At 68.4% G+C, this 24,841-nt stretch carries 21 protein-coding genes and 1 tRNA gene; 12 read left to right on the forward strand and 10 right to left on the reverse strand.

Annotated elements, in window-relative coordinates; translation table 11 throughout:
- Position 1 precedes the first annotated feature (1 nt).
- Together BN948_RS06800 and BN948_RS06805 are read left to right on the forward strand one after the other, a co-directional pair.
- Positions 2-1,006, forward strand: a complete 1,005-nt coding sequence (locus BN948_RS06800; RefSeq protein ID WP_009517202.1) for a homoserine kinase — start codon at positions 2-4, stop codon at positions 1,004-1,006.
- Positions 1,003-1,815, forward strand: coding sequence for a BPSS1780 family membrane protein (locus BN948_RS06805; protein ID WP_009517201.1), 813 nt, complete (start codon positions 1,003-1,005; stop codon positions 1,813-1,815). Before BN948_RS06800 ends, BN948_RS06805 begins: the two co-directional genes overlap by 4 nt.
- A 33-nt stretch (positions 1,816-1,848) precedes the next feature.
- Here the strand turns inward: BN948_RS06805 and BN948_RS06810 are convergent, their stop codons facing one another.
- Positions 1,849-3,798, reverse strand: a complete 1,950-nt coding sequence (locus BN948_RS06810) for a PhoX family protein (RefSeq protein ID WP_009517200.1) — start codon at positions 3,796-3,798, stop codon at positions 1,849-1,851.
- 111 nt (positions 3,799-3,909) lie between these two features.
- On the reverse strand, positions 3,910-5,145 hold the full coding sequence (locus BN948_RS06815) for a glycosyltransferase family 4 protein (RefSeq protein WP_009517199.1): 1,236 nt from the start codon (positions 5,143-5,145) through the stop codon (positions 3,910-3,912).
- A gap of 172 nt (positions 5,146-5,317) precedes the next feature.
- Here BN948_RS06815 and BN948_RS06820 point away from each other — a divergent pair, with 172 nt between their 5' ends.
- Positions 5,318-5,920, forward strand: a complete 603-nt coding sequence (locus BN948_RS06820; protein WP_009517198.1) for a hypothetical protein — start codon at positions 5,318-5,320, stop codon at positions 5,918-5,920.
- Positions 5,921-6,238: 318 nt separating this feature from the next.
- On the opposite strand, the gene BN948_RS06825 is transcribed toward BN948_RS06820, so the two are convergent.
- Positions 6,239-7,891 (reverse strand): aminotransferase class III-fold pyridoxal phosphate-dependent enzyme, encoded by a 1,653-nt coding sequence (locus BN948_RS06825; protein ID WP_009517197.1) that lies wholly within the window; start codon positions 7,889-7,891, stop codon positions 6,239-6,241.
- A gap of 56 nt (positions 7,892-7,947) precedes the next feature.
- Here BN948_RS06825 and asd point away from each other — a divergent pair, with 56 nt between their 5' ends.
- From asd to BN948_RS06845, 4 genes are all read left to right on the forward strand, one after another.
- The gene (gene asd, locus BN948_RS06830) at positions 7,948-8,865 is read left to right on the forward strand and encodes an archaetidylserine decarboxylase (protein WP_009517196.1); all 918 of its coding nucleotides are present in this window, start codon (positions 7,948-7,950) and stop codon (positions 8,863-8,865) included.
- Between the two features lie 164 nt (positions 8,866-9,029).
- The gene (locus BN948_RS06835) at positions 9,030-9,326 is read left to right on the forward strand and encodes a helix-turn-helix domain-containing protein (protein WP_236953918.1); all 297 of its coding nucleotides are present in this window, start codon (positions 9,030-9,032) and stop codon (positions 9,324-9,326) included.
- On the forward strand, positions 9,307-10,725 hold the full coding sequence (locus BN948_RS06840; protein WP_009517194.1) for a HipA domain-containing protein: 1,419 nt from the start codon (positions 9,307-9,309) through the stop codon (positions 10,723-10,725). The genes BN948_RS06835 and BN948_RS06840 overlap by 20 nt, the downstream gene beginning before the upstream one ends.
- 106 nt (positions 10,726-10,831) lie before the next feature.
- A complete protein-coding gene (locus BN948_RS06845; RefSeq protein ID WP_009517193.1) occupies positions 10,832-13,003 on the forward strand; it encodes a PhoX family protein in 2,172 nt (723 codons plus the stop codon).
- A 70-nt stretch (positions 13,004-13,073) separates the two neighbouring features.
- Here BN948_RS06845 and BN948_RS06850 read toward each other — a convergent pair whose 3' ends face one another.
- Positions 13,074-13,634, reverse strand: coding sequence for an HD domain-containing protein (locus BN948_RS06850; protein WP_238327226.1), 561 nt, complete (start codon positions 13,632-13,634; stop codon positions 13,074-13,076).
- Between the two features lie 57 nt (positions 13,635-13,691).
- Between BN948_RS06850 and BN948_RS06855 the strand changes: the two genes are divergently transcribed.
- A complete protein-coding gene (locus tag BN948_RS06855) occupies positions 13,692-14,810 on the forward strand; it encodes a TIGR03364 family FAD-dependent oxidoreductase (RefSeq protein ID WP_009517191.1) in 1,119 nt (372 codons plus the stop codon).
- A 10-nt stretch (positions 14,811-14,820) separates the two neighbouring features.
- On the opposite strand, the gene BN948_RS06860 is transcribed toward BN948_RS06855, so the two are convergent.
- Together BN948_RS06860 and BN948_RS06865 are read right to left on the reverse strand one after the other, a co-directional pair.
- Positions 14,821-15,591: an NUDIX domain-containing protein gene (locus tag BN948_RS06860; RefSeq protein WP_009517190.1), complete on the reverse strand. Its 771-nt coding sequence runs from the start codon at positions 15,589-15,591 to the stop codon at positions 14,821-14,823.
- Between the two features lie 6 nt (positions 15,592-15,597).
- Positions 15,598-17,961 (reverse strand): UvrD-helicase domain-containing protein, encoded by a 2,364-nt coding sequence (locus BN948_RS06865; protein WP_009517189.1) that lies wholly within the window; start codon positions 17,959-17,961, stop codon positions 15,598-15,600.
- Between the two features lie 211 nt (positions 17,962-18,172).
- On the opposite strand from BN948_RS06865, the gene BN948_RS06870 reads away from it, so the two are divergent.
- On the forward strand, positions 18,173-19,150 hold the full coding sequence (locus BN948_RS06870; protein WP_009517188.1) for a GMP reductase: 978 nt from the start codon (positions 18,173-18,175) through the stop codon (positions 19,148-19,150).
- Positions 19,151-19,171: 21 nt separating this feature from the next.
- Here BN948_RS06870 and BN948_RS06875 read toward each other — a convergent pair whose 3' ends face one another.
- Positions 19,172-20,068, reverse strand: coding sequence for an alpha/beta hydrolase (locus BN948_RS06875; RefSeq protein WP_009517187.1), 897 nt, complete (start codon positions 20,066-20,068; stop codon positions 19,172-19,174).
- A gap of 95 nt (positions 20,069-20,163) precedes the next feature.
- Between BN948_RS06875 and BN948_RS06880 the strand changes: the two genes are divergently transcribed.
- From BN948_RS06880 to BN948_RS06890, 3 genes are all read left to right on the forward strand, one after another.
- Positions 20,164-20,895 (forward strand): GntR family transcriptional regulator, encoded by a 732-nt coding sequence (locus BN948_RS06880; protein WP_035620958.1) that lies wholly within the window; start codon positions 20,164-20,166, stop codon positions 20,893-20,895.
- 96 nt (positions 20,896-20,991) lie between these two features.
- Positions 20,992-21,885 (forward strand): NAD(P)-dependent oxidoreductase, encoded by an 894-nt coding sequence (locus BN948_RS06885; RefSeq protein WP_009517185.1) that lies wholly within the window; start codon positions 20,992-20,994, stop codon positions 21,883-21,885.
- Between the two features lie 28 nt (positions 21,886-21,913).
- Positions 21,914-21,989, forward strand: a tRNA-Ala gene (locus BN948_RS06890).
- A gap of 292 nt (positions 21,990-22,281) precedes the next feature.
- On the opposite strand, the gene BN948_RS06895 is transcribed toward BN948_RS06890, so the two are convergent.
- The 3 genes from BN948_RS06895 to BN948_RS06905 form a co-directional block, all read right to left on the reverse strand.
- Entirely contained in the window at positions 22,282-22,512 is a 231-nt protein-coding gene (locus tag BN948_RS06895; RefSeq protein ID WP_009518768.1) for a DUF2188 domain-containing protein, read from the reverse strand.
- 73 nt (positions 22,513-22,585) lie between these two features.
- Complete coding sequence (locus BN948_RS06900) at positions 22,586-23,569, reverse strand: hypothetical protein (RefSeq protein WP_009518767.1); 984 nt, start codon at positions 23,567-23,569, stop codon at positions 22,586-22,588.
- Between the two features lie 4 nt (positions 23,570-23,573).
- A complete protein-coding gene (locus tag BN948_RS06905) occupies positions 23,574-24,809 on the reverse strand; it encodes a hypothetical protein (RefSeq protein WP_009518766.1) in 1,236 nt (411 codons plus the stop codon).
- Positions 24,810-24,841: the final 32 nt, after the last annotated feature.

A 24,841-nucleotide genomic window follows, 5' to 3' on the forward strand; every position in this document is an offset into this window, starting at 1 on the left:
CATGGCCGTCTACACCGAGGTCCCGTTCGCCGACGCCGCCGCCCTCATCGAACGACTGAACCTGGGCACCCTCACCGAGCTGCGCGGCATCCAGGGCGGCATCGAGAACACCAACTACTTCGTCACCAGCGAACGCGACGGCCAGACGGTCGAGCACGTGCTCACCGTGTTCGAGCGCCTGAGCGCCGAGCAACTGCCGTTCTACCTGCACCTGATGAAGCACCTGGCCACGCACGGCGTGCCGGTGCCCGAGCCGGCGGCCGACGCGAAGGGCGAGATCCTGCACACGCTGCAGGGCAAGCCCGCCGCCGTGGTGGACAAGCTGCGCGGCGCGAGCGAACTGGCGCCCACGGCCGCGCACTGTGCCGCGGTGGGCGCGCTGCTGGCGCGCCTGCATCTGGTGGGCCGCGATTTCGACCACCACCAACCCAACCTGCGCGGCCTGGCCTGGTGGAACGAAACCGTGCCCGTGGTGCTGCCCTTCATCGACGAGGCACAGGCCGCGCTGCTGCGTGCCGAGCTCGCCTACCAGAACCACGTGGCCGAGAGCAGCGCCTACCGGGCCCTGCCGCGCGGCCCCATCCACGCCGACCTCTTCCGCGACAACGTCATGTTCGAGGACGGCGCCGTCAGCGGCTTCTTCGACTTCTACTTCGCGGGCGTGGACACCTGGCTGTTCGACATCGCCGTGTGCCTGAACGACTGGTGTGTGCGCCACGGCGGTGACACCGACGGCCAGCCCGACCCGGTGCTGGAGCAGGCCTTCCTGCAGGCCTATGAGAGCGTGCGCCCGCTGAGCCCTCCCGAGCGGCGCCTGCTGCCGGCCATGAAACGCGCGGGCGCGCTGCGCTTCTGGCTTTCGCGCCTGTGGGACCTGCACCTGCCGCGCGAGGCCGCCATGCTGCAGGCGCACGACCCGGGCCATTTCGAGCGCGTGCTGCGCGCGCGGCTGCCGAACACAATCTCCGTGAACCCACCGATGGCGCAGGAGGCCGTGCCCGCATGAGGGTTCAGATCAACAAGGCTGGCACCGGCTGGCAATGGGTCAAACTGGGTATGCGCACCTTCCTGCGCCAGCCGTTGGCCATGTCGGGCCTGTTCTTCATGTTCATGGCTTTGGTGTCGGTGCTGTCCATCGTGCCCGTGCTGGGCACGGCCGTGGCGGTCGCCCTGGTGCCCGCGGCCACGCTGGGCCTCATGGCCGCCACGCGCGAAGCTGAGCAGGGACGCTTTCCCATGCCCTCGCTGCTGCTCACCGCCTTTCGAGGCGGTAGCGCGCGCACCCGCAACATGCTGGTGCTGGGCGCGCTATACGCGGCGGGCCTGTTCCTGGTGATGGGCATCGCGGCGCTGTTCGCGGGCGACGTGCCGGCGGCCGCCCCCATCGCCGACGGCACCGAGGTCACACCCGAAGCGATGAGCGCCGCCATTGGCCGCCCTGGCATGGGCGTGGCCCTACTGGCTTATCTGCCTGTGCTCATGGCCTTCTGGCACGCACCGGCGCTGGTGTTCTGGCACGGCGTGTCGCCGGTGAAGAGCCTGTTTTTCAGCCTGGTGGCCTGCTGGAACAACAAGGGCGCGCTGCTGCTGTTCACCCTGGGTTGGGCGGGCGTGTTCATCATCACCGGCCTGCTGCTCGGCCTGCTGGGCTCCATCGTCGGCGGGCCTCAGGTGATGCAGATCGTGGTCTACCCGATCGTGCTGTTCATGGCCTCGATGTTCCACACCTCGTTGTGGTTCACCTTCCGCGACAGCTTCCGGTTCGAGGGAGCGGACGGCGCTGACCAGCCAGCCTCCGCGGCGGACCCCTTCTGAGGATCCCCGCGCTCGCGCCGTCCGCGCGGCCCATCAGGTACCGATCACACCGCCATCGTCCTTGGTGATGACGATGGTGGCCGAGCGCGGCAGCGCGCTGCCGCCTTCAGGCCAGTGGCTGTTGCCGCCTTCACCCGGGTGCTGGATGTTGATGAACAGGGTCTTGTGATCCGGTGTGAACGTCAGGCCGGTCACCTCGCATTCCACCGGACCGACGAAGAAGCGGCGGATCTCCCGGGTCACCGGGTTGGCGCACAGCATCTGGTTGTTGCCCTGGTTGGCGTACCGGCCCGCGTTGCTGTAGTTGCCATCGGTCTGGATCCAGAGGCGGCCCGCACTGTCGAAGCCCAGCCCGTCGGGGCTGTTGAAGGTGTTGTCCACGTTCACGTTGGACGTGCCCCTGTCCAGCGGGTTGGCCTGGGCGATGGTGGGGTTGCCGGCGAGCACGAAGATGTCCCACTCGAAGGTGAGCGCCGCGGCATCGCCGCCGGCCTCCCGCCAGCGCACGATCTGACCGTAGATGTTGGCCGGGCGGGGGTTGGCGTCGTCGGTGGCCGCGCGTCCCGAGTTGTTCGTCAGCGTCACATAGACCTCGTTGGTCTGCGGATGCACCGTCACCCACTCGGGGCGGTCCATCGGCGTCGCGCCCAGGGCGTCGGCGGCCTGGCGGGTGTGCACCAGGATGTCCGCCAGGGAAGCGAAGCCCGCCAGCGCGGGGTTGGCCGTGGTCATGGGCAGCCATTCGCCGGTGCCCATCATGTCGCCCGTGGCGGCGCCGTCGTTGAAGCGCGCCACGTACAAGGTGCCACTGTCCAGCAGGTTGCGGTTGTTCACCGTATCGCCGGCGATGTAGTGGCCGGTGGTCACGAACTTGTAGATGTAGTCGTTGGCCTGGTCGTCACCCATGTAGATCACCACACGGCCATCGGCGGCGATGGCGTAGGCCGCGTTCTCGTGCTTGATGCGGCCCAGGGCGGTGCGCTTCTTCGGGGTGGAGGAAGCATCGAAGGGATCGATCTCGACGATCCAGCCGAAGCGGTTGGATTCGTTGGGTTCCTTTTGCCAGTCGAAGCGGTCGTGGTAGGTCTCGTAGCGGCGCGCGGTGGTGCCGCTGGCAAGGCCGTAGCGAACCATGTTGGCGTCGCGCACCTGGCCGGGGTTGGCGGTGTCGGTGGTGCCGAAATACTGGTTGAAGTTCTCTTCGCAGGTGAGGTAGGTGCCCCAGGGCGTCCAGCCGTTGCCGCAGTTGTTGAGCGTGCCGAACACCGCCGTGCCGGTCGGGTCGGCCGAGGTCTGCAGCAGGGCGTCACCCGCCGCGGGGCCGGTCAGCTGCATGAGCGTGCTGCCCGTGATGCGCCGGTTGAGCAGCGAGTCGCGCACGATGTTCCAGGCGCCACCGCTGCGCTTGATGTGCACCACCGACACGCCGTGCGCGTTGAGGTCCTTGTTGGCGTCGTCCAGGCTGTCGACCATGCCGTTGGTGAACAGGTACTGCACGTTGGTGTATTCGTGGTTCATCACCAGCAGGCCTTCGTCGCTCTTGCCGGCGATGGCGAAGTAGTGGATGCCATCGTGGTTGTCGCCCATCTGGCGTGCCTGCGCGGCGGCGTCTTCGCTGCCGTCACCCACCCAGTTCGAACCCGGGCCAGTGGTGAACAGCGGCGTGCCCCAGGGGGCCAGCACGCTGGCGGTGTAGCCCGGTGCCACGGTGACGCGATCGGCCGTGTCGGTGGGAATGGGGGTGAAGCCCAGCAGCTCGCCGGGCGGGGTGGGCGCAGGCGTGCCGGGAGTGGCCGGCTCGCCACCATCGCCACCGCCGCCGCAGCCGGTGAGGCCGGCCGAGAGGAAGCCCACGGCCGCCGCGCCGACACCCGTCTTGAGCAGAAAGCCGCGCCGGCTCACCGCGCGGTTCACGACCGTCTGGAAGTGTTCGTTGGGGCTGGTATTGGTGGGCAGGTTTTCGCTGTCGATCTCGTGTTTCATCGGAAGATTTCAGGGAGGTTGCGTGGGAGCCTGCAAGGCTATTCACGCAAGGTGACCGATCCGTGAACCCGATGTGACGCGACGATGTCAGGCCCGGCCCATCACCGCGGTTCAGACAGCGAGCGACGGCTGCGGCGATGCGGCCGGCGGAGGGCTCGACCAGCCGGCGGTGCGCAGAAAGATGTCTTCCACCTGGCGCGCGATCTGTTGCCAGTCGAGCTGCGCGACCTGTGCGCGCGCGTGGGCCGCCGCGGCCCGCACCTGGGCAGGGTCGCGGGCCAGCACGAGCGCCTGTTGCGCCAGGCCCCGCGCGTCGTCCACGGGCAGGAGCCAGCCGTTGTGTCCCGGGCTCACCCAATCACCCGCCGCAGCGGTGTCGAACGCAAGGACCGGCAGGCCGCTGGCCAGCGCTTCGATGGTGACGTTGCCGAAGGTCTCCGTCAGGCTCGGAAAGACGAACAGATCGGCGCTGGCATAGTGCGCGGCCAGGTCTTCGCCGCGGCGCATGCCGGCGAAGTGCGCGGCCGGACATCGCTGTTGCAGCGCGGCGCGCTGCGGGCCGTCTCCCACGAAGACCAGGCGCACGTCCTCGCGTGCACCGCGCATCGCTTCGTAGGCCTGGATGACCACCTCCAGGTTCTTCTCGGCCGCCAGGCGCCCCACCGCCACCATCACGAGGTCATCCGGGCCGGCGCCCCACGACTGGCGCAAGGCCTCGTCGCGGCGCGCCGGGCTGAAGAGCTGCGTGTCCACGCCGCGCGCGACGACCTGCACGTTCTGGAACCCGATGGCTTGAAGTTCCGCCCGCAGGCCTTGCGTAGGCACCATGGTGCAGCGCGTGAGGTTGTGGAACTTGCGCAGGTAGGCCACGATGGGCGTCTTGAGCCAGCCCACGCCGTAGTGCTGGCTGTAGGCGTGGAAGTTGGTGCGAAAGTCGGAGGTGACGGGCAGGCGCAGGCGCCGCGCGGCCTGCAAGGCCGACCAGCCCAGCGGACCTTCGGTCGCGATGTGCACGAGATCGGGTCGGTGCAGCGTCCAGGCGCGCACCAGCGCTCCCTTGCTCGGCAGACCGAGCTTGAGGTCGGGGTAGCGCGGAATCGGCATGCCGCGCATCAGGAGTTCCTGGAAGCCCAGGTCATGGCGAGCCGCCTCTTCGCGCGCCTGGCGTGGGCGGATCAACTGCACCTGATGGTTGCGCGCGCACAAGCCCTGCACGAGCCGCGAGAGCGTGAGCGCGACGCCATTGATCTCCGGTGGCCAGGTTTCCGTCACCACGGACAGCCGAAGCGACGGCCTTGCCGCCGGGAATTCCTCGACCAGTATGGGTTCGGCGTTCGCGCTGCTCATGGGCGCATGCTCATGCCGCTTCGCGGCAGTTTCATGACAGGGCGACGACGCGGTGACAAGCCCGTGCCACGCCGGTGACGGCGCGCTGTTGTCACCGTGATTTCACAGACCCGTCCGACCATGCGCGGGTTTTCTGCCCGATTCCCTTCACTTCGACGATGGAGCGTCTGCCTTGAACGACTTTTTCAAGACCCTGGAGATCCAGCGCTGGGACGACCACCGCTACTACCACCACAGCCGCATCAACCAGACGTTGCACCTGATCAGCGCGATCAGTTTCGTGATCGCGTACGTGATGCTGTGGTTCGATCCGATCATCTCGGCGCTGATCGCGTGGCTGGTGTCGATGACCTCGCGCCAGGCCGGCCACTTCTTCTTCGAGCCGAAGGGCTACGACCACGTGAACCAGGCGACGCACGAGTACAAGGAAGAGATCAAGGTTGGCTACAACCTGCGCCGCAAGGTGGTGTTGATGAGTCTGTGGGCGCTGGCGCCGGTGCTGGTGTGGATCGACCCCGCGGTGATGGGGCTGTTCGAGCCACACCACGACAACTGGGGGTACATCCGCCACGTGGGCACGCTGTGGCTGGGGCTGGGGATTGGCGGGCTGCTGTTCCGCACCATTCACCTGTTCTTCCTGCAGGACATTCAGACGGGGCTGGTGTGGGCAACGAAGATCCTGACCGACCCGTTCCACGACATCAAGCTGTACCACAAGGCGCCGCTGTTCCTGCTGCGCGGTCAGCTCATCGACCCTGGGGTGGGGCATCGCTGACATAGGTTTTTGGTGTTCGATGCGTTTCGCTCGAACACCTCGCGAAGCTCGCGGCCGCTGGGTGCACTGCTCCGCGAATGTCCCCCGGACGGCTGCGCCGTCCTCCTCCTTTATTTCGCTACGCAGTGCACCCAGCGTCCGCGAGCAAAAGGAGCGGTGGCGCACCAACAGACCGAGTGCCAACGAGGTCGTCGGCGCTCGGGTGTCCGGCGTAGCGACATAAAGGAGGAGGAACGGAGCGCGCCAGCGCTCCGTTCCGGGGGACAGTCGCGGAGCCGGACACCCGAGCGCCGACGACCGGCCCCCACGGAGAAAGACTCAGTGCTTCCCGAAAAACGCCGACAAGGTCTCTTTGCGCAGTTGCTTGCCAATGGCCTTGGCATCCACGCCCTCAGGCAGCGTCCACCAGCCGGCAGCCTGCATGTCCTTGCCAGCCGCCACGCAGCGTTGCACCACCTCATCGAACGCCGCGTCGTCGAAGTTCAACGCGAAGATGAAACGCCCCGTGCCCACCCAGCTCAAGGCCAGGCCATGCCAGCGCAGGTAGTACTGGTACATCCAGTGATAACGCCCCGGCTGTGTGTAACCCAGTGTCCACACACTGTGCAGATTGGCCGCTCGCACCGGCAGGCCCGCCTCGGCCATCGCCGCGTTGAAGCGCTCGCAGCGCGCATTCCAGCGCTCGTCGCTGCCGGCGTACATCGCCTGCACCTCGGGCGTGTCCAGGCGCTGGAAGAAGGCGTGCATGCCGCCCATCACGTGCGGGTGCGAGTTGAACGTGCCGCGCGCGAAACACAGGTCCGCGGGTCGGTCGGCACGAAAGCGCTTCATCAGATCGGCGCGGCCACACACCACGCCCACCGGGTAGCCACCGGCCACCGACTTGCCATAGGTCACCATGTCGGCCTTCACGCCGAAGTACGCCTGCGCGCCACCGGGCGCCAGGCGGAATCCCAGGAAGACCTCGTCGAAGATCAGCACGATGCCGCGCTCGGTGCAGACCTCGCGCAAGCGCTTGAGCCACTGCGTGTACGCCGCGCGGTCGTAGCCGGCGCTGCGCAGGCCGTTCATGAGGGTGGAGTCGCCCGGCGCGTTGCGGTTGGGGTGCAGGGCCTGCAAGGGGTTGATGAGCACGCAGGCGATGTCGCGGCGCGTGCGCAGCACCTGCAGGCTCCTGTCGTCCATGTCCTTGAGCGTGTAGGTCTCGCGCGGGGGCATGGGGTTGCCGGGGCCGGGCTGCACGTCCTCCCACCAGCCGTGGTACGCGCCGCAGAAGCGCACCAGGTTCTTCTTTCTCGTGTGGTAACGCGCCAGGCGCACAGCCTGCATCACGGCTTCGGTGCCGCTCATGTGGAAGGACACCTGGTCCTGACCAGAGATGGTCTTCAGGCGCGCGATGTTGCTGGCCACCACCGGGTGGTAGGCGCCGAGCACGGGGCCGAGTTCCAGGCCGATGGCCGCACCCTCTTCCATGCAGGCCTTGTAGAAGTCCACGCCGAAGACGTTGACGCCGTAGGAGCCGGTGAGATCGAGGAAGCGGTTGCCGTCGAGGTCTTCCACCTCCACGCCACCGGCCGATCGCACGAAGGCGCCGACCTTCAGGCGCTCACGCAGGTAGGGGCTAAAGGGAAAGGGCACGCGGTAGGCGCCGGTGAGCTGCAGATCGGCCAGGCCTTCGCGCGCCTCGGCGGTCAGTGCGAGGGACTTCGCATAGCGCTCGGCGTAGCCGGCGCACAACGTCTCGAAAGCGGCGCGGCGCTGCGCGGCGAGCGCGCCGTCGGCGCCGTCGGCCTGGAAAAAGCTCGACTCGTCGAAGGCGTAGCCCGGCAGCCAGCCCGCCAGGCGCTTGGCCATGCGCGAGTGGCCCGCGAGCGAGCGGTGTTTGGCGCGCGACAAGGCCAGACGCTGCCTGAGGTAAGGCAGGGCCAGCAGCAGGGAACCGGCGGGCAAGGCGTAAGGCAGAAGGGACATGGCGTTCGGGGCGTCGTGGTGTTCCCGCACTTGTATGGCCCCCGGATGACCCAACGATGAAAACATTGCGACAGAACGATCACGGCTTCGTGCAACGCCAGTTGCGCCGCCTGGCGCTCAGCGAGGACCTGAACTTCCTGCTCACCAACCGCGTGCCGCGCCTGGCGCTCACGCGCTTCATGGGCTGGTTCAGCGGCATCCGCCAACCGCTGGTGCGCGACGCCTCCATGGCCGTGTGGAAGGCCTTCACCGACCTCGACCTGAGCGATGCGAAGCAACAGCGCTTCGACAGCCTGCACGACTGCTTCACGCGCGAACTGCGCGAAGGCGCGCGGCCCATCGACCCCAACCCCGCCGTGCTGGTGAGCCCCTGCGACGCCATCGTCGGCGCGAGCGGGCGCATCGGCGAGGACGCGCAGGCCCAGGTGTTCCAGGCCAAGGGCTTCCCGTACGCGCTCACCGATCTGCTCGGTGATTCGCCGCGCAGCCAGGCCGCCATCGACACGCTGCGCGGCGGCCAGTTCGTGACGCTGCGCCTGACCTCGGCCATGTACCACCGCTTCCACGCGCCCGAGGCGCTGCGCCTGGAGCACGTGACGCACTTCAGCGGCGACACCTGGAACGTGAACCCCATCGCGCTCAAGCGCGTGGAGCGCCTGTTCTGCCGCAACGAACGCGCCGCGCTGTTCACGCGGCTGGCCGACGGCACGCCGTTGGTGCTGGTGCCGGTGGCGGCCATTCTGGTGGCCAGCCTGCGCCTGCGCGCGCTGCCCCAGGCGCTGAACACGCGCTACCGCGGGCCGGACGAACTGCCCTGCGACGCGGCCTACGCGCGCGGACAGGAAATGGGCCACTTCGAGCACGGCTCCACGGTCATCGTGCTGGCGCCCCCGGGCTTCGCGCTGGCGGCGGGCGCGGTGCCGGGGGAGCCCATCCGCATGGGCCGGCCGCTGCTGCTGCGCGCACAGGCCTGAGTCGGGCGCCATAATTACGCAATAGCGGAACTATATTGCGTCATTCGGTCTTTTTCTGAATAATTCCGGTATTGCCGAAGAAATCCATGGCCCAGTCCCTGGCGCTTGATTAATTTCGGTTTGACGGAACTATGGCAAGAAAACTCCCCCCCGTTGACCCCGATGTGTCCCCCCTGGCCGGGGGAGTTTCCGCGCTGGGCCTCATCGTGCGCAACGCACGCGCCCACGGAGGCTTCCGGATCGACGACGCCGCCCAGCTCGCGGGCGTGTCCAGCGACCTCGTCTCGCGGCTCGAAAACGGCAAGCCGGTGACGACCGACAAGCTGTTCAAACTGCTCGACACCATGGGCCTGACCATGCTGGTGATGCCGCACGCCCAAGCGTCGCAAGCGCTGCGCGTGGTGCAACAGGAAACCACGGCGAACCCGACGGAGGCCCGCCATGGCGACGATCACGGGTGAAGCGGCCGTCTATCGCAAGGCCGACTACACCCTGCATGTTTTCGCAGGCGACACACCCGTTGGTGAACTCGTCCAGAACCCCCTGGAAGGCAGCTTCAGCCTGAACTACCGGCACGACTGGGTGGACTCCGGGCTCGGCTTTCCCCTGGCACCCGGTCTGCCCCTGCAGACCCCACCGGCGTCGGCCGCCATTCGCCGCTTCCTGGAAAACCTGCTGCCCGAGGGCGATGCGCTCGACGACCTGTCGCGCGTGGAAGCCATCTCCAAGGGCAATGTCTTCGGCCTGATCCGCCACCTGGGCCGCGAGACCACCGGCGCCCTCAGCTTCCTGTCGCCGGGGCAGACGCCCGGGGACATCCCGCCCCGTGCGCGCGAGATCACCAGGGAGGAACTGCAGGACCGCATCACTCGCCGCGACCAAATGCCCTTCACCGTCTGGGACGGCAAGGTGCGCCTGTCGGTGGCGGGCCAGCAGGACAAGCTGCTGGTGCAGAAGGTCGGCGAGCGCCTGTTCCTGGTGGATGGCTCGCTGTCATCCACACACATCCTCAAGCCAGAACCGCTGAGGCCCTACCTGAAGCACATGGTGGCCAATGAGCACTACTGCATGCGCCTGGCCGCCCGCCTGGGGCAGCTCGCCTATCGCCAGGCCTTGGTGGCCGATGTGGACATTCTTCGTGTGCCCGATCCGGTGCTGTGCGTGCGCCGTTTCGATCGCGCTGAACTGCCCGGGCTGGCAGTGGCTGGCTCGGCCGGCGTGGCCGACAGCGCGCTGCCACGCGTGCAACGCCGGCACGTCATCGACGGTTGCCAGGCGCTGGACCTGCCGGTGGCCATGAAATACGAACGCAACATCGGCAGTGGCAGGGACGTCGCCCACATCCGGGATGGCGCCAGCTTCGCTCGCCTGCATGCCTTGCGCCCCCGGCTCGAACACCCGGCAACCGGCCTGCGGCACATGGGCTTCTGGTCCATCCTCACGCTGCTGCTGGGCAACAGCGACGCCCATGGCAAGAACCTGTCGTTCCATGTCGGGCCGGCGGGCCTGAGCCCATGTCCGCTGTACGACCTCGTCAGCGTGCTGCACTTCGATGGTGGCCAGATCGACCACGAGTTCGCGATGGCCTTTGGCGACGCCTTCCACTTCCTGGACGTGGCGCCGTTCGCGTTGGCGGACCACTGCGAACGGTGCGGGATCGACCGGCGCTTCTTCGCTCGGGAACTCCGGCAACTGTGTCGGCTGGCGCAGAAGGAAGCCATGGTGGCGACACAGGACCCGATCTACACCGACGCCGAGCGAGACACCGTGATCGCGATCGCGCACGCGGTGATCACGCGTGCGCAGCGGCTCGACGCCATGGCCGATGCGATTCCGCGTTTCGACAAGGACTTGTTCTAGGCCCATGCATGCGCGACAAGCCTGACTTCGCCACATGACTGTCACGCGATCGTCACGCCGCGTGTGAACGATTCGGGGTGCCACACAACACCCCACGAGGACAGGCATGAGCGAACAGAACACCCGCCGACCCGGCGAGGTCTTCAACGACGAAGACTCCAACCGCAGCGACAACCCCCACTTCGACAGCGTGCTCGCCACCCGCCTGAGCCGACGCCACCTGCTGCGTGGCGGCGCTGGCGCGGCTGTGGTGGGCAGCGCCGCGCTCGCGGGCTGCGCCACACCGGCCTCGTCGGGCGGCGCCCCCGGCGCGGCCACCCAGCTCGGCTTCACGCCCGTGGCCCGCACCACCGCCGACACCGTGACCGTGCCGCCCGGCTACACCGCGCAGGTGCTCTACGCCGGTGGTGACCCACTGGGCGCCGACGTGCCCGCCTTTCGCAACGACGGCAGCGACGAGCAGTGGGGCCGCCGCGCAGGCGACCACCACGACGGCATCGAATGGTTCGGCCTGGACGCGCAGAACCAGCCCTCGGGCAGCTTCACTTCGCGCGGCCTGCTGGCCATGAACCACGAGGCCACCACCGACGAAAAGCTGTCCTCCTTCTTCATCCACGCCAACGGCGGCACGGCCACGCTGCCGCGCCCGGCGGCCGAGATCGACAAGGAGCTGATGATCCATGGCATCTCCGTGGTGGAGGTGCGCCGCGACGGACGCCGCTGGGCCACGCAGCCCGCCTCGCCGTACAACCGCCGCATCACCACCCTGAGCGAGGCGATCTTCACCGGCCCCGCCGCCGGCAGCGCGCACCTGGCCACCAAGTACAGCCCCAACGGCACCAAGGGCCGCGGCACGGTCAACAACTGCGGCACCGGCAAGACGCCCTGGGGCACGCTGGTGTCTGGCGAAGAGAACTGGTACGGCTACTTCTTCCGCGACGCGCAGGACGACGCGCGCCGCAACGACCCGAAGATCACCGCCGCCTTCAAGCGCTACGGCCGCAACGCGGGCGCGGCCAGCCGCCACGGCTGGGAATCGGGCGGCAGCGACGACCGCTTCCAGCGCTGGAACACCGGCGCCACCGGTGCGAGCGCACGCGAGGACTACCGCAACGAGTTCCACACCTTCGGCTACGTGGTCGAGCTCGACCCCTACAACCCCAACACCCTGCTGACCAAGCGCACCGCGCTGGGCCGTTTCGCGCACGAGAACGTGAGCTTCGCCAAACCCGTGGCCGGCCAGCCTGTGGTGGCCTACATGGGCTGCGACGCGCGCGGTGAGTACATCTACAAGTTCGTCTCCGCCGAGAAGTGGGACCCGGCCGACGCGAACCCGCGCAACCGCCTGGCCGCGGGCGACAAATACCTGGACGCCGGCGCGCTGTACGTGGCGCGCTTCAACGCCGACGGCAGCGGCGAGTGGCTGGAGCTCTCGCCCAAGAACCCCGCCATCAGCGGCTTCAAGGGCTTCGACTTCAAGACCCAGGCCGACGTCTGCGTGTTCACCCGCCTGGCCGCCGACGCGGCGGGCGCCACCAAGATGGACCGCCCCGAGTGGACCGGCGTGAACCCGAAGAACGGCGAGGTCTACATCACGCTGACCAACAACAGCGCACGCACCGAGGCCACCGTGGACGCCGCCAACCCGCGCACCTACAGCGACATGAAGGGCAGCAAGGAGCAGAAAGGCAACGTGCACGGCCACATCGTGCGCCTGGCCGAGGCCACGCCCGCCGAAGCGACGTTCCGCTGGGACATCTACCTCTTCGCGTCCGAAGCCGACGCGGACAAGGCCAACATCAACCTCTCCAACCTGAGCGATCAGAACGACCTGTCCTCGCCCGACGGCCTGGTGTTCAGCCCGGCCACCGGCATCTGCTGGATCGAGACCGACGACGGCGCCTACACCGACAAGACCAACTGCATGCTGCTGGCCGCCCTGCCCGGCCAGGTGGGCGACGGCGGCGCGCGCACGGTGAAGTCCGGCAACAAGGACGTGACCACGCACGTCGGCAAGCCGCAGACGCCGGCCACGCTGCGCCGCTTCCTCGTCGGCCCCAAGGGCGCCGAGATCACGGGCATCACCGAGACGCCGGACGGCCGCGCGATCTTCGTGAACATCCAGCACGCGGGCGAGAACACGAAGATGGCCGACGTCGGCGACCCGGCGAAGTACGAGAGCCGCTGGCCGAGCAGCGCGGGGTATGGCGCTGGCCAGCGCCCGCGCTCGGCCACGGTCGTGATCACGAAGAACGATGGCGGGGTGATCGGCACCTGAAGCCGCTCGCCATCGCACCCTGCGGGCCCTTCGGCGTGAGCCGGAGGGCCTTTTTCTTGTCGCGCGCGGTTCAGCGCAGCAGGGCCTCGGCCATCGCGCGGTAGCTCTGCAAAGGCGGCACCTCGCGCGCCGGGCGCTTGGCCGCGTCGTCCCAGCGGCGCAGGCGCAGAGCGTCCTGCGCATGGGCGAGCGCGTCGTAGGCCTCGCAGCCCGCGGCGTCCAGCGGGCCACCCTGCAGCACCAGGCTGCGGCGTGAATCGTCCGACAGCGCGCGCAGGTAGCGCGGGTCGGCGCACAGGCGCCGCTTGGCCATCACGTGCAGGCCGACCGGGCCGCTCACGGCGGCGCCGAACAGGCGCTCCAGCGCGCCGGCCGCGATCGCCTCGTGGCGGTCGTCGATGCCCTCGGCGCTGAGCGTGCCGGCCATGCCGTGGATCAGGTGGCCCACGTCGTGCAGCAGTGCGGCAATGACCAGCGCGTCGCCCGCACCGCCGCGGCGCGCGAGGTCGGCGGTCTGCAGCGCGTGCTCCAGGTGCGTGACGGATTCGCCCGTGTAGCGCTCGTGGCCGCGCGCGCCCAGCAGGGCCCAGAGGTCGTCGAAGGAAGGGATCATGTGCGATGTGACTGTCACCGGGCTTTCATTGTGTGCAAGGACCATGACGGTTCGAAGTCACACCCGAGACCTGATTTGAGCAACTCGTCTTTCGACCTGATCGTCGTGGGCAGCGGCATTGCCGGCCTGGCCCACGCCTGGATGGGACATCGCCGCGGCCTGCGCGTGGCGGTGATCGAGCGCGACCACCGCTGCGTGGGCGCCTCCATCCGCAACTTCGGCTTCGTGACCGTCACGGGGCAGCGTGCCGGCGACACCTGGCGGCGCGCGCGCCGCTCGCGCGACCTGTGGGCCGAGCTGGCGCCGCAAGCGGGCATTCCCGTCGTGCACAGCGGCCTGTGGGTGGTGGCTCAGCGCCCGCGCGCGCTCGACGTGCTGGCCGAGTTCGCGGGCACCGACATGGGCGCGGCCTGCGAGCTGCACCGCGGCACCGCCTGGGGCGCGCGCATGCCCGCCCTCAAGGCCGCCGGTGCCGCCGGCGCGCTGTACAGCCCGCACGAGCTGCGCGTCGAATCGCGCGAGGCCATCCCCGCCATCGCGCGCTGGCTGCAGGCGCAGGGCGTGCAATTCACCTGGGGCCAGGAGGTGCTGGGCATCGAGGGCCACACGGTGCACGGTGCCACCGGTGAATGGACGGCCGAACGCATCGTCGTCTGCCCCGGCACCGAACTCAACGGCGTGGCGCGGCGTCTGCTGCCCGATCACGAACTGCGCCTGACGCGCCTGCAGATGCTGCGCGTGCGCCCGCACGCGGGCTTCACGCTCGGCGCGGCGGTGATGAGCGACCTGAGCCTGGTGCGCTACCACGGCTACGCCGACCTCGCGAGCTCGGCCCCGCTGCTCGAACAACTGCGCGCCGAGTGCGGCCAGAGCCTGGACGACGGCATCCACCTGATCGCCGTGCAGAGCGCCGATGGCACGCTGGTGGTGGGCGACTCGCACCACCCACACGCCACGCCCGAGCCCTTCGCCAGCGAGGCCGTGGACGATCGCATCCTGCGCCACCTGCACGAAGTGGTGGGCCTGGACCACTGCGAGGTGCTGGAGCGCTGGACGGGCGTCTACCCCACGGGCCACACCAGCGACGCGCTGATCCACGCGCCCGCCGACCACCTGCGCCTGGTGCTGGTGACCAGCGGCACCGGCGCCAGCACCTCGTTCGGCATTGCCGAGGACGTGTTCGCGGGCTGGTGACCGGGGCTGATCAGGGCACCGGCCAGCCGAGCGCGAGCGCCAGCACCCAGGCCGCTTCGTCGGTGCAGGTACCGGCCAGCACGCGGCGCGCGGCCTCGTCGCGCTCCACGCACTCGAAGCCGGCGACTTCGCCGTCCTGGTTGTCGGGCACCACACCATCCGGCAGCGTGGCCACGCACCAGTGGATGGTTTCGACCAGTTGCCCCAGGCCACCGGCGTCCTCGGTGGGCTTGCCCATGCGGAAGGCCCGGCCCCAGCGAAGGTCCCGCAGGTCGGCGATGCGCAGCCCCGCCTCTTCCCAGGTCTCGCGCGCCAGCGTGTCGTCCAGCGATTCGCCGTGCGCCACCATGCCGCCCATCAGCGTGTCCCAGCGGCCCGGGTCGTTGGCCTTGTCGAACGCGCGCTGCTGCAACCAGACGCGGCCATCGGGCGCCAGCCCGACCAGGTGCACGGCCTCGGTGGCGATGCCGAGCACGCGCACCACGCCGCGTTCGATCGCGCCCACCACCAGGCCCTCGGCGTCGCGCACCGACACCGCCTCGTCGCGCCAGGGGCCCGTGCGGCCGATGCCGCGCAGGTGCCGCGCCAGCGCCTGCAGGGTGGCGACGGCATCGTCGCTGTTTGTCCAGTGCGGCGCCACGTCCGGCCACAGCGCGGGGTGCACCGAGCCGATGCGCCGGCCGTGCCACTCGAGCGGCACGCGATGCGCGTCCGCGACCTGAGCGAAGCGGCCCGCGCATGCGCTCAGCCAACTCGGCAGTGCCTTGTCTACCGAGTCCATCGACGCTTATTCGATCGGCGTGAGCTTGGCCACGCTGAGCGCCAGCCACTTGGTGCCGTGGCGCGGGAAGCTCACCTGCGCGCGCGCGTCATCGCCCGCGCCCTCCACAGCCAGCACCTTGCCCTCGCCGAACTTGTTGTGGAACACCGCCATGCCGCTCTTGATGGGCGTGCCGCGGTCGGGCTCGGGCGGCGGTGCGCTGGTGGCCTTCCATGCCGGCGACCACGCGGGCTGTGGCACTGGCGCACCCATCGCACGGTGCCCGCCCCAGCCGGCGCTGCCCATGCCGCCCCAGCCCGAGGCCTGCGGCGGCGTGAGCCACTTCAGGCAGTGCTCGGGCAACTCGTCGAAGAAGCGGCTCTTGAGGTTGTAGCGCGTCTGGCCGTGCAACAGCCGCGTCTGCGAATGGCTCAGGTACAGGCGCTTGCGGGCGCGCGTGATGGCCACGTACATCAGGCGACGCTCTTCTTCCAGGCCGTCGCGGTCGCTCATGGCGTTCTCGTGGGGGAACAGACCTTCCTCCAGACCACCGATGAACACGCAGTCGAACTCCAGGCCCTTGGCCGCATGCACGGTCATGAGCTGCACCGCGTCCTGACCGGCCTGGGCCTGGTTGTCGCCCGATTCGAGCGCGGCGTGCGAGAGAAAGGCCGCCAGCGGGCTCAGGGTCTCGCCGGTGTCGGCGTCGGGCGCCAGCGGCTGGTCGAGCACCGGTGCGTTCAGGTCCAGCCCCTGGCTCGCCGGACTCTGCGTGAGCGCCACCGCCTCGCGGCCGAAGCCTTCCTGCATCACGAAGCTCTCGGCCGCGTTGACCAATTCCTCCAGGTTTTCCACACGCTCCTGGCCCTCGCGTTCCTGGCGGAAGTGTTCCACCAGGCCGCTGTGCTCCAGCACCAGCTCGACGATGTCCTTGAGGTTGCTGCCCTCGCTGCGCTCGCGCATCACGTCGACCTTGGCCACGAAGCCGGCGATGGCCGTGCCCGCGCGGCCGGTGACCGCACTCACCGCGTCGTGCAGCGAGCAGCCAGCCGCGCGGGCCACGTCCTGCAACTGCTCCACGCTGCGCGCGCCGATGCCGCGCGGCGGAAAGTTGAGCACGCGCAGGAAGCTGGTGTCGTCGCGCGGGTTCTCGATCAGGCGCAGGTAGGCCAGGGCGTGCTTGACCTCGGCGCGCTCGAAAAAGCGCAGGCCGCCGTACACGCGGTAGGGCAGGCCGGCGTTGAACAGCGCGGTTTCCACCACGCGGCTCTGCGCGTTGCTGCGGTAGAGGATGGCGATCTCCGACCTTGGCACTTCCTCGCGCACCAGCGCCTTGATCTCGTCCACGATCCACTGCGCCTCGGCAAAGTCGCTCACCGATTCGTTGATGCGCACCAGCTCGCCCGCGCCGGCCTCGGTGCGCAGGTTCTTGCCCAGGCGGCGCTGGTTGTGGCCGATGAGGTGGTTCGCCGCGTCGAGGATGTTGCTGACGCTTCGGTAGTTTTGCTCCAGCTTGATCTGGTTCTTCTGGGGCACGCGGTACTCGCGCACGAAGTCGGCCATGTTGCCCACGCGCGCGCCGCGAAAGGCGTAGATGCTCTGGTCGTCGTCGCCCACGGCGAACACCGCGTTGCCCTGCACGTCCAGGCCCTCCATCGGCGGCGGCGAGAACAGCTTGATCCAGGCGTACTGCAGCTTGTTGGTGTCCTGGAACTCGTCGATCAGGATGTGGCGAAAGCGCCGCTGGTAGTGCGCGCGGATGGCGTCCTGGTCGCGCAGCAGCTCGTAGCTGCGCAGCATCAGCTCCCCGAAATCGACCACGCCCTCGCGCTGGCACTGCTCCTCGTACAGCGCGTACAGCTCGACCTTCTTGCGCGTGTCCTCGTCGCGCGCGGGCACGTCGCGCGCTCGCATGCCATCCTCCTTGCAGCCGCTGATGAAGTACTGCAACTGCTTGGGCGGAAAGCGCTCGTCGTCCACGTTGAACTGCTTGCACAGGCGCTTGATGGCCGAGAGCTGGTCCTGCGTGTCCAGGATCTGGAAGGTGGCGGGCAGGCCCGCGAGCTGGTGGTGGGCACGAAGCAGGCGGTTGCACAGGCCGTGGAAAGTGCCGATCCACATGCCGCGCACGTTGACGGGCAGCAGGGCCGACAGGCGCGTGACCATTTCCTTGGCGGCCTTGTTGGTGAAGGTCACGGCCAGCACGCCGCCCGGGCCCACCTGCCCGGTCTGCAGCAGCCAGGCGATGCGCGTGGTGAGCACGCGCGTCTTGCCCGAGCCGGCGCCCGCGAGGATGAGCGCGTGTTCGGCGGGCAGGGTGACGGCGGCGGCCTGCTCGGGGTTGAGGCCGGCGACCAGCGGCGAGGCATTCGGGGGGGTGTCCAGGGGCATCACGGGATTGTAGGAAGCGCCCGCGCACCGACCGCACCATACGTGGGGGCATATGGACGCCATAAGCATCGGTCACCGGACCATCGGTCTAGAATCGCGCACCGGGCCCAAGATTCTTGCGCCCGGTTTTCTTTTTGCCCCACGCGCGGCAAAGGGAACCGGCCAGGCCAAGCGCTCATCTGTTCAACAACAGCCCTCAGGAGCCTGGTTCATGGAGATCTTCGACTACGACAACATCCTGCTGCTGCCACGCAAGTGCCGCGTGGAAAGCCGCTCGGAATGCGACGCGGGTGTGGAACTCGGCGGGCGGCGCTTTCGCCTGCCCGTGGTGCCCGCCAACATGAAGACGGTGGTGGACGAAACCATCTGCACCTGGCTGGCGCAGAACGGCTACTTCTACGTCATGCACCGCTTCGACCTGGACAACGTGCAGTTCGTGCGCGACATGCACGCCAAGGGCTGCTTCGCGTCCATCTCGCTGGGCGTGAAGGCGCCCGACTACGCGACCGTGGACACGCTGGTGGCCGAGGGCCTGAGCCCGGAGTACATCACCATCGACATCGCGCACGGCCACGCCGACAGCGTGAAGAACATGATCGGCTACCTCAAGGACAAGCTGCCCAAGGCCTTCGTGATCGCGGGCAACGTGGCCACGCCCGAGGCGGTGATCGACCTGGAGAACTGGGGCGCCGACGCCACCAAGGTGGGCGTGGGGCCGGGCAAGGTCTGCATCACCAAGCTCAAGACCGGCTTCGGCACCGGCGGCTGGCAACTCAGCGCGCTCAAGTGGTGCGCGCGCGTGGCCACCAAGCCCATCATCGCGGACGGGGGCATCCGCTGCCACGGCGACATTGCCAAGAGCGTGCGCTTCGGCGCCAGCATGGTGATGATCGGCTCGCTGTTCGCGGGCCACGAGGAATCGCCCGGCCAGACGGTGGAAGAGAACGGCGTGCTCTACAAGGAGTACTACGGCTCGGCCAGCGACTTCAACAAGGGCGAGTACAAGCACGTGGAAGGCAAGCGCATCCTGGAGCCCATCAAGGGCCCGCTGGCGAACACGCTGACCGAGATGGAGCAGGACGTGCAGAGCTCCATCAGCTACGCCGGCGGCACGAAGCTGCTGGACATCCGCAAGGTGAACTACGTGATCCTGGGCGGGGACAACGCCGGCGAACACCTGTTGATGTGAGGCGCCGACAGGCGCCTCACATCACACGCCGAGCAGACCGCGTGCGAGCGTGTGCAGGCGGTGCCCGGGCGTCACCAGCGCGTCGAGCACGCTGAAATGGTTGAGGCCGGGCAGGTCTTCGCACACCGGCACCACCTCGGCCCCCCAGGCCTCGCGGATCAGGCGGTTCTGGCGGCGGAACTCGCCGCTCTCGTCGCCACCGGCCACGGCCACCAGCGCGCCACGCCCCTGGCGCAGGCCCGGTGAGGGCAGCCGCGCCGGGCTGGCCTTGCGCACCTGATCGGGCGTGAGCTTCAGCGAGGGCTGCACGAAGGGTGCCAGGCGCACCGGCTCCAGATCGAACACCCCGGAGATCGACAGCGCGTTGCGCACCAGCGAGGCCGGCAGGTCGGCGCCCACCTCGGGCCAGCGGCAGGCCAGCATCATGGCCGCCAGGTGCCCGCCCGCCGAATGGCCCGCCACGGTGATGCGGCTCGGGTCGCCACCGTGCGCGGCGATGTGGCGGTGCGTCCAGGCCAGGGCCTGCACCATCTGCAGCGTGATGCCGGGGATGGTGATGGCCGGGGCCAGCGCGTAGTTGGCCACCACCACGCACACGCCCAGTTGCTGGAACAGCGGCGCCAGGAAGGAGTGGTCGGCCTTGTCGAGCGCGCGCCAGTAGCCCCCGTGGATGAAGAACAGCACCGGCGCGGCACCCGCCGCACCCTGGGCCGGGAAGATGTCGAGCTGCTCCAGCGGCCCGTGCCCGTAGCGCACGTCGACCAGCGCTCCGCCCCGCTCGCGGGCCTGCTTCGAGGCCTCGGCCCAGCGCTCGAAGTACGCCGGGTGATCGGGCACCAGGGCGCGGTTGTTGTACTCGCGGTCGAGCCAGGCGGGGTCTTGGTTGAAGCTCAGGTCCATGGCGGGCGATTGTGTCATCGAGAGGCCCCTGGGGTTTCCCCTTGAGACCACCTGCGCCAAGGGGTATCTGGGGTATGCTGCGCGAATTCCGTATACAGAATTCGCACCCCGGCATGACCGCCCAGTTGCTCCGCCTCGAAACCACGCCCGACCTGGCCGACCAGGTCTATCGGGCGCTGCTCGATGCCATCAGCTCGGGCTCGCTGCGACCGGGCCAGCGCATCCGCCAGGAAGAGCTGGCCGAGCGGTTCGCGGTGTCGCGCCAGCCGGTGATGCAGGCGCTGCGCCTGCTGCGCAAGGACGGCTTCGTGCAGGACGCGCCGCAGAACAATGGCGAACGCGTGCGCGGCCTGCAGGTGGCCCCGCTGGACGGCCAGTGGATCGCCCAGGTCTACCAGGTGCGCGTGGCGCTGGACCGGCTGGCTGTGCGCCTGGCCGCTCAGCGGCGCGTGCGCATCGACCCGACCGTGCTCGCGGCCGGCCGCGCCGCCGAACGCGAGGGCGACGTCAAGACGCTGATCGACTGCGACCTCGCCTTCCACACCGCCATCTACCGCGCCGCCGGCAACCCGCTGATCGAACAGAGCGCGCTGCTGCACTGGCACCACATCCGCCGCGCCATGGGCCTGGCGCTGCAACTCGAGCACCTGCGCGCGCCCGTGTGGGACGAACACGAGGCGATCGCGAAAGCCATCGCACAGGGCAACGCGGCCCTGGCCGAAGCGCTCATCACCGACCATTCCGAAAAGGCCAGCGGCACCCTGGCCGAGCAGATCGCCTTTGCGTCGGCTGAGCCCGCCGCCGAGGACACCGTTCAACTCCGTGGTCCCCAGCTATCTCGATAGCCGGTCCACTTGCGCGGTCCCTGGTGAAAACCGGGGGCCGCGATTTTTTTTGCCCGAACACCCGCCCCCGCGCCCCGCCCTGAAGGGATCCGCACCGTGACCGACACCACCACGTCCTCTTCCGCCGTCGCCGTGCTCGGCATCGGCCTGATGGGCTTCCCCATGGGCCAGCGCCTGTGCGAAGCCGGCTGCGCGGTCAGCGCCTGGAACCGCTCACGCACCAAGGCCGATCGGCTCGCGCCCTTCGGCGCGCGCGTGGCCGACACGGCCGCCGACGCGGTGCGCGGCGCCGACCTCGTGATCACCATGCTGGAGAACGGCCAGGTGGTGGAGGACGTGCTGTTCCACCAGGGCGTCGCCGAAGCCTTGCGCCGTGGCGCCCTGGTGATCGACATGTCCTCGATCCAGCCGCGCCAGGCGCGCGACCACGCGGCCCGCCTGGCGGCCCTGGGCGTGCACCACCTGGACGCGCCGGTGTCGGGCGGTACCGTGGGCGCCGAGGCCGGCACGCTGGCCATCATGGCCGGCGGCAAACCGGCGGACGTGGAGCGCGCCCGCGCTGTGCTGGAGGTGCTGGGCCGTGTGACGCACGTGGGCCCGCACGGATCGGGGCAACTCGCCAAGCTGGCCAACCAGATGATCGTGGGCATCACCATCGGCGCCGTGGCCGAGGCGCTGCTGCTGTGCGAGAAGGGCGGCGCCGACATGGCCAAGGTCCGTCAGGCCATCTCGGGTGGCTTTGCCGACAGCCGCATCCTGCAGGTGCACGGCCAGCGCATGGTCGAGCGCGACTTCGCCAAGCGCGCCGCCATGACGGTGCAGTTGAAGGACATGCGCAACGCGCTCAACACCGCCGAAGAGATCGGCTTCGAGGCGCCGATCACCGCGCTGTTCGAGCGCCTGTTCGCCGAGGCGGCGGACCATGGCCTGTCCGACCTCGACCATTCCGCGCTGTTCGTGGAGCTGGCCAGCCGCAACGGGATGGCCTGAGAAACATTGAGTAGAATCCGCTCTGCGTGGGGACGTAGCTCAGCTGGGAGAGCGCCGCGTTCGCAATGCGGAGGTCGGGAGTTCGATCCTCCTCGTCTCCACCACTATTCAGCGCCCAACCGTTCTCGGTTGGGCGTTTTCTTTTGCGGCTTCCGCACACCACGCGGGCTTCCACGCCGTTCTGCGTGTGCCAGCCGTTCCGGGCACGGGCGACATGACCCGCCCGGTTCGCCCCTGTTCCGCCCTATCTTCTCTCGAAACCTGCGCCAACTTCTTCGCCGTGGCACACGCAGACGGTGTTGTTCGTCAACCACTTGCGCATGCGCCGACGAGAACGGTTGGCTCGCGGGTTTGCACGAGCAAAGTAGAAGCAAACCCGCGAGGCCAACCCCAGCATCACCCCTTGGGCGGGAACGGATCGTCACCGTAGCTGTTGCGCTCACGGACCTGGCCGTCACGACCTTGGATGAACATCTCGCTCTGCTGGTTGATGGCGATGTCCCGTGCGCGGTCAATCGCCTGCTGCTGCGTGTCGTGGACAGAGGTGAGGCGGTCGTTGCCTTCACCGCGCACGCCCCACTGATCACCGCCGTTGATGGGAACGACCCATTGGTTTTTTCCGCTCATTTCAAATGCTCCAAAAATTGAAAAGGACAGGCTCTTGAAGTCAGCGCGAGCCCAGGCGCTTCATGCATGGAACTCATGTCATCAGCGTCTCCTCCTTTCCCGATATCTGGTGCAGGGAGGACGCCGCCGCGCAGGGCATCGCGTACAGCCCCGCGCGTTGCTGCGTGACCACGAGCGCACCGTAGGCCGCGTGCTGTGCAACAGGCTCCGGCTTGCCCTTGTCCTTCGTCTTGATCTTGAACAGGTCGCTCGGCTTGGCGCTGTCCAAGCCCGCGCGCTGCATGATCCGTTCCGCCGTCACGGCTTCGCCCTTGAACGACCACAACGACTCGAACACTTTGGCCTGACCATCGGTGAATCGAACCTGCTTGCCGTCGTTTGGCAGCGTCGCCCATCTGAAGTCCGCCGAGAACGGCCCGTTCACCGGCGTGGCCGAATCGACGACCACTGGTGTCGCGGACGGCGACGTGGCGATGAACGTGATTCCGCCGCCGTAGAACGTGAATCGTTCCTCCAGCACCAGCCACTGGACGCCTGCGCCGAAGGGCAAGCCGCGCGTCGTGCTCGGCCTCGGTGTGATCACCCGGATGTCACCGCCTGCCACACGCACCCGATCCAGCAACACGGGTTCGTGCAGCACCCGCGACAGGTCGCGGGCCAACAGGATGGGCGACCGTCGTGCTTCGCCAAGCCGCCACACGCTGCCGCCCAGATCATCGATGCCGTCGCGGCTTTCGATGCCGAGCGCGAGGCGCATCTTCTGGCGCAGCCAATCCTCATCCAGGGCCAACGCCGTGCCGTCGTATGCTTCGACGGCCACTGGCCCACAGTCCGGGCAGCGGCACATGCGTCCGCCACGGCCATTGCCCCAAACCTGCGCCCGGTGCTGCTGGCAGTGCGGGCAGAGCACGAAGGACTGATCCACCACCGTCGGCTTGACCGCCTTGCCGAGAACGGACAGCGCCGATGCCTCGCGCGGCGACAGCGTGGCGCGCAGCACGGGCGTGCCGCCCGCAAACAGGCGGCAGATCAAAGCCCAAGCGTCGTGCGCCGCCATCGGATCAGTCCTCGATCACCGGCGTCGAACTAACCGCGTCCGCTTCCGGCGGCATTTCGTGGGCGCTCAGGGTCTGGCCCTTCTGCAAGATGCCCACCGCGACCAGATAGCCTTCCAACTGGGCCTGCATCTTGGCGTCGAACTTGTGCAGGTTCAGCCGCCCCTTGCTGGTCACCTCGATGGTGACGACCTTCGCGCGCGTGCGGCCCGGCTCCGGCGGGTAGTAGAGATTGACCTGAGCCGCCGTCACCGTCCAGTTGCCTTCCAGCGGGCCGTTCAACTTTTCCTTCAGCAGCTCATGCACAGAGCGTTGCTGGCTGGACTGCATCGCGGTGCATTCGAGTTTCAGTGCACCGTCCGGGCTGAGGAAGGTCAACGCCTTCAACTGCACCATCGAGAACCCGTCCTCGAACGCTTCCGGCACGTCGAAGCCGGTGCGCAGCATCGACAAGTCCAGCGTCGGCGACTTGATCCGGCTCGCGCTCGCCTTGACGCCGAGCACATGCTCGGCGAAGGCTTCGACCAGCATCTGTTGGTACTTCTGGCCGCCGCGCACCAGCGTGCGCACGACGCCGGTGGTCTTGGCGTACTCCAGCACCATGTGGATGTTGGGATTGCCGACGCGGCGCTTGAGGGTCGAACCCTCGAACTCCAGCCGCAGCATGGCCATGTCCTTGACGTGGACGGTTAGCAGGAACACGCCGGGGCTGCGCTCGACCAGATGTGCCACGCTGCTGTCGCCGCACTGCATCTCGCGCTTGTAGAAGGCCGAGATCGCGTTGCGCAGACCAGTCAGGTTGTGGTCGGAGCCGTTCGGCTGGCGCTTCAGCCCCAAATCGTATTGCTGGGTCTGCGGCCCGTGATGTTCCCAGAAGCTGAAGTCGTAGGCGCGCTCGAACAGCGTCGGGTGGGTGACGTAGAGCCAGAACGAGCGGTGGACGTCACTGCGGCACAGCGTCAGGCCCGCCAGCGCGGCAGCATCCGAGACCACCGCCTCGAACATCGCCTGCTTGCCCGCCGGATCGCCCAACTGGACGCTGGCCATGAGGTTGGCGGTCATCTGGTCGCGGGCGGCGGTGTCCGGCCAGACCTTGACTGCCTCCACCAAGAACTGGCTGGTCTCCGGCGTGTCGTCCCACGCGAACCCGCCCGGCACGGGCAGGCCATGTGAGGTCAGGAAGTCGCGCAGCGTGGCATCCACCGGCAGCTCGAGCATCACGTCGACAAAGGTTTTCTTCATCTTGTTCGTCCTTTCTGGATCGGCGTCGGAGG

The sequence above is a fragment of the Hydrogenophaga intermedia genome (genome assembly GCF_000723405.1).
Classification (GTDB): domain Bacteria; phylum Pseudomonadota; class Gammaproteobacteria; order Burkholderiales; family Burkholderiaceae_C; genus Hydrogenophaga; species Hydrogenophaga intermedia.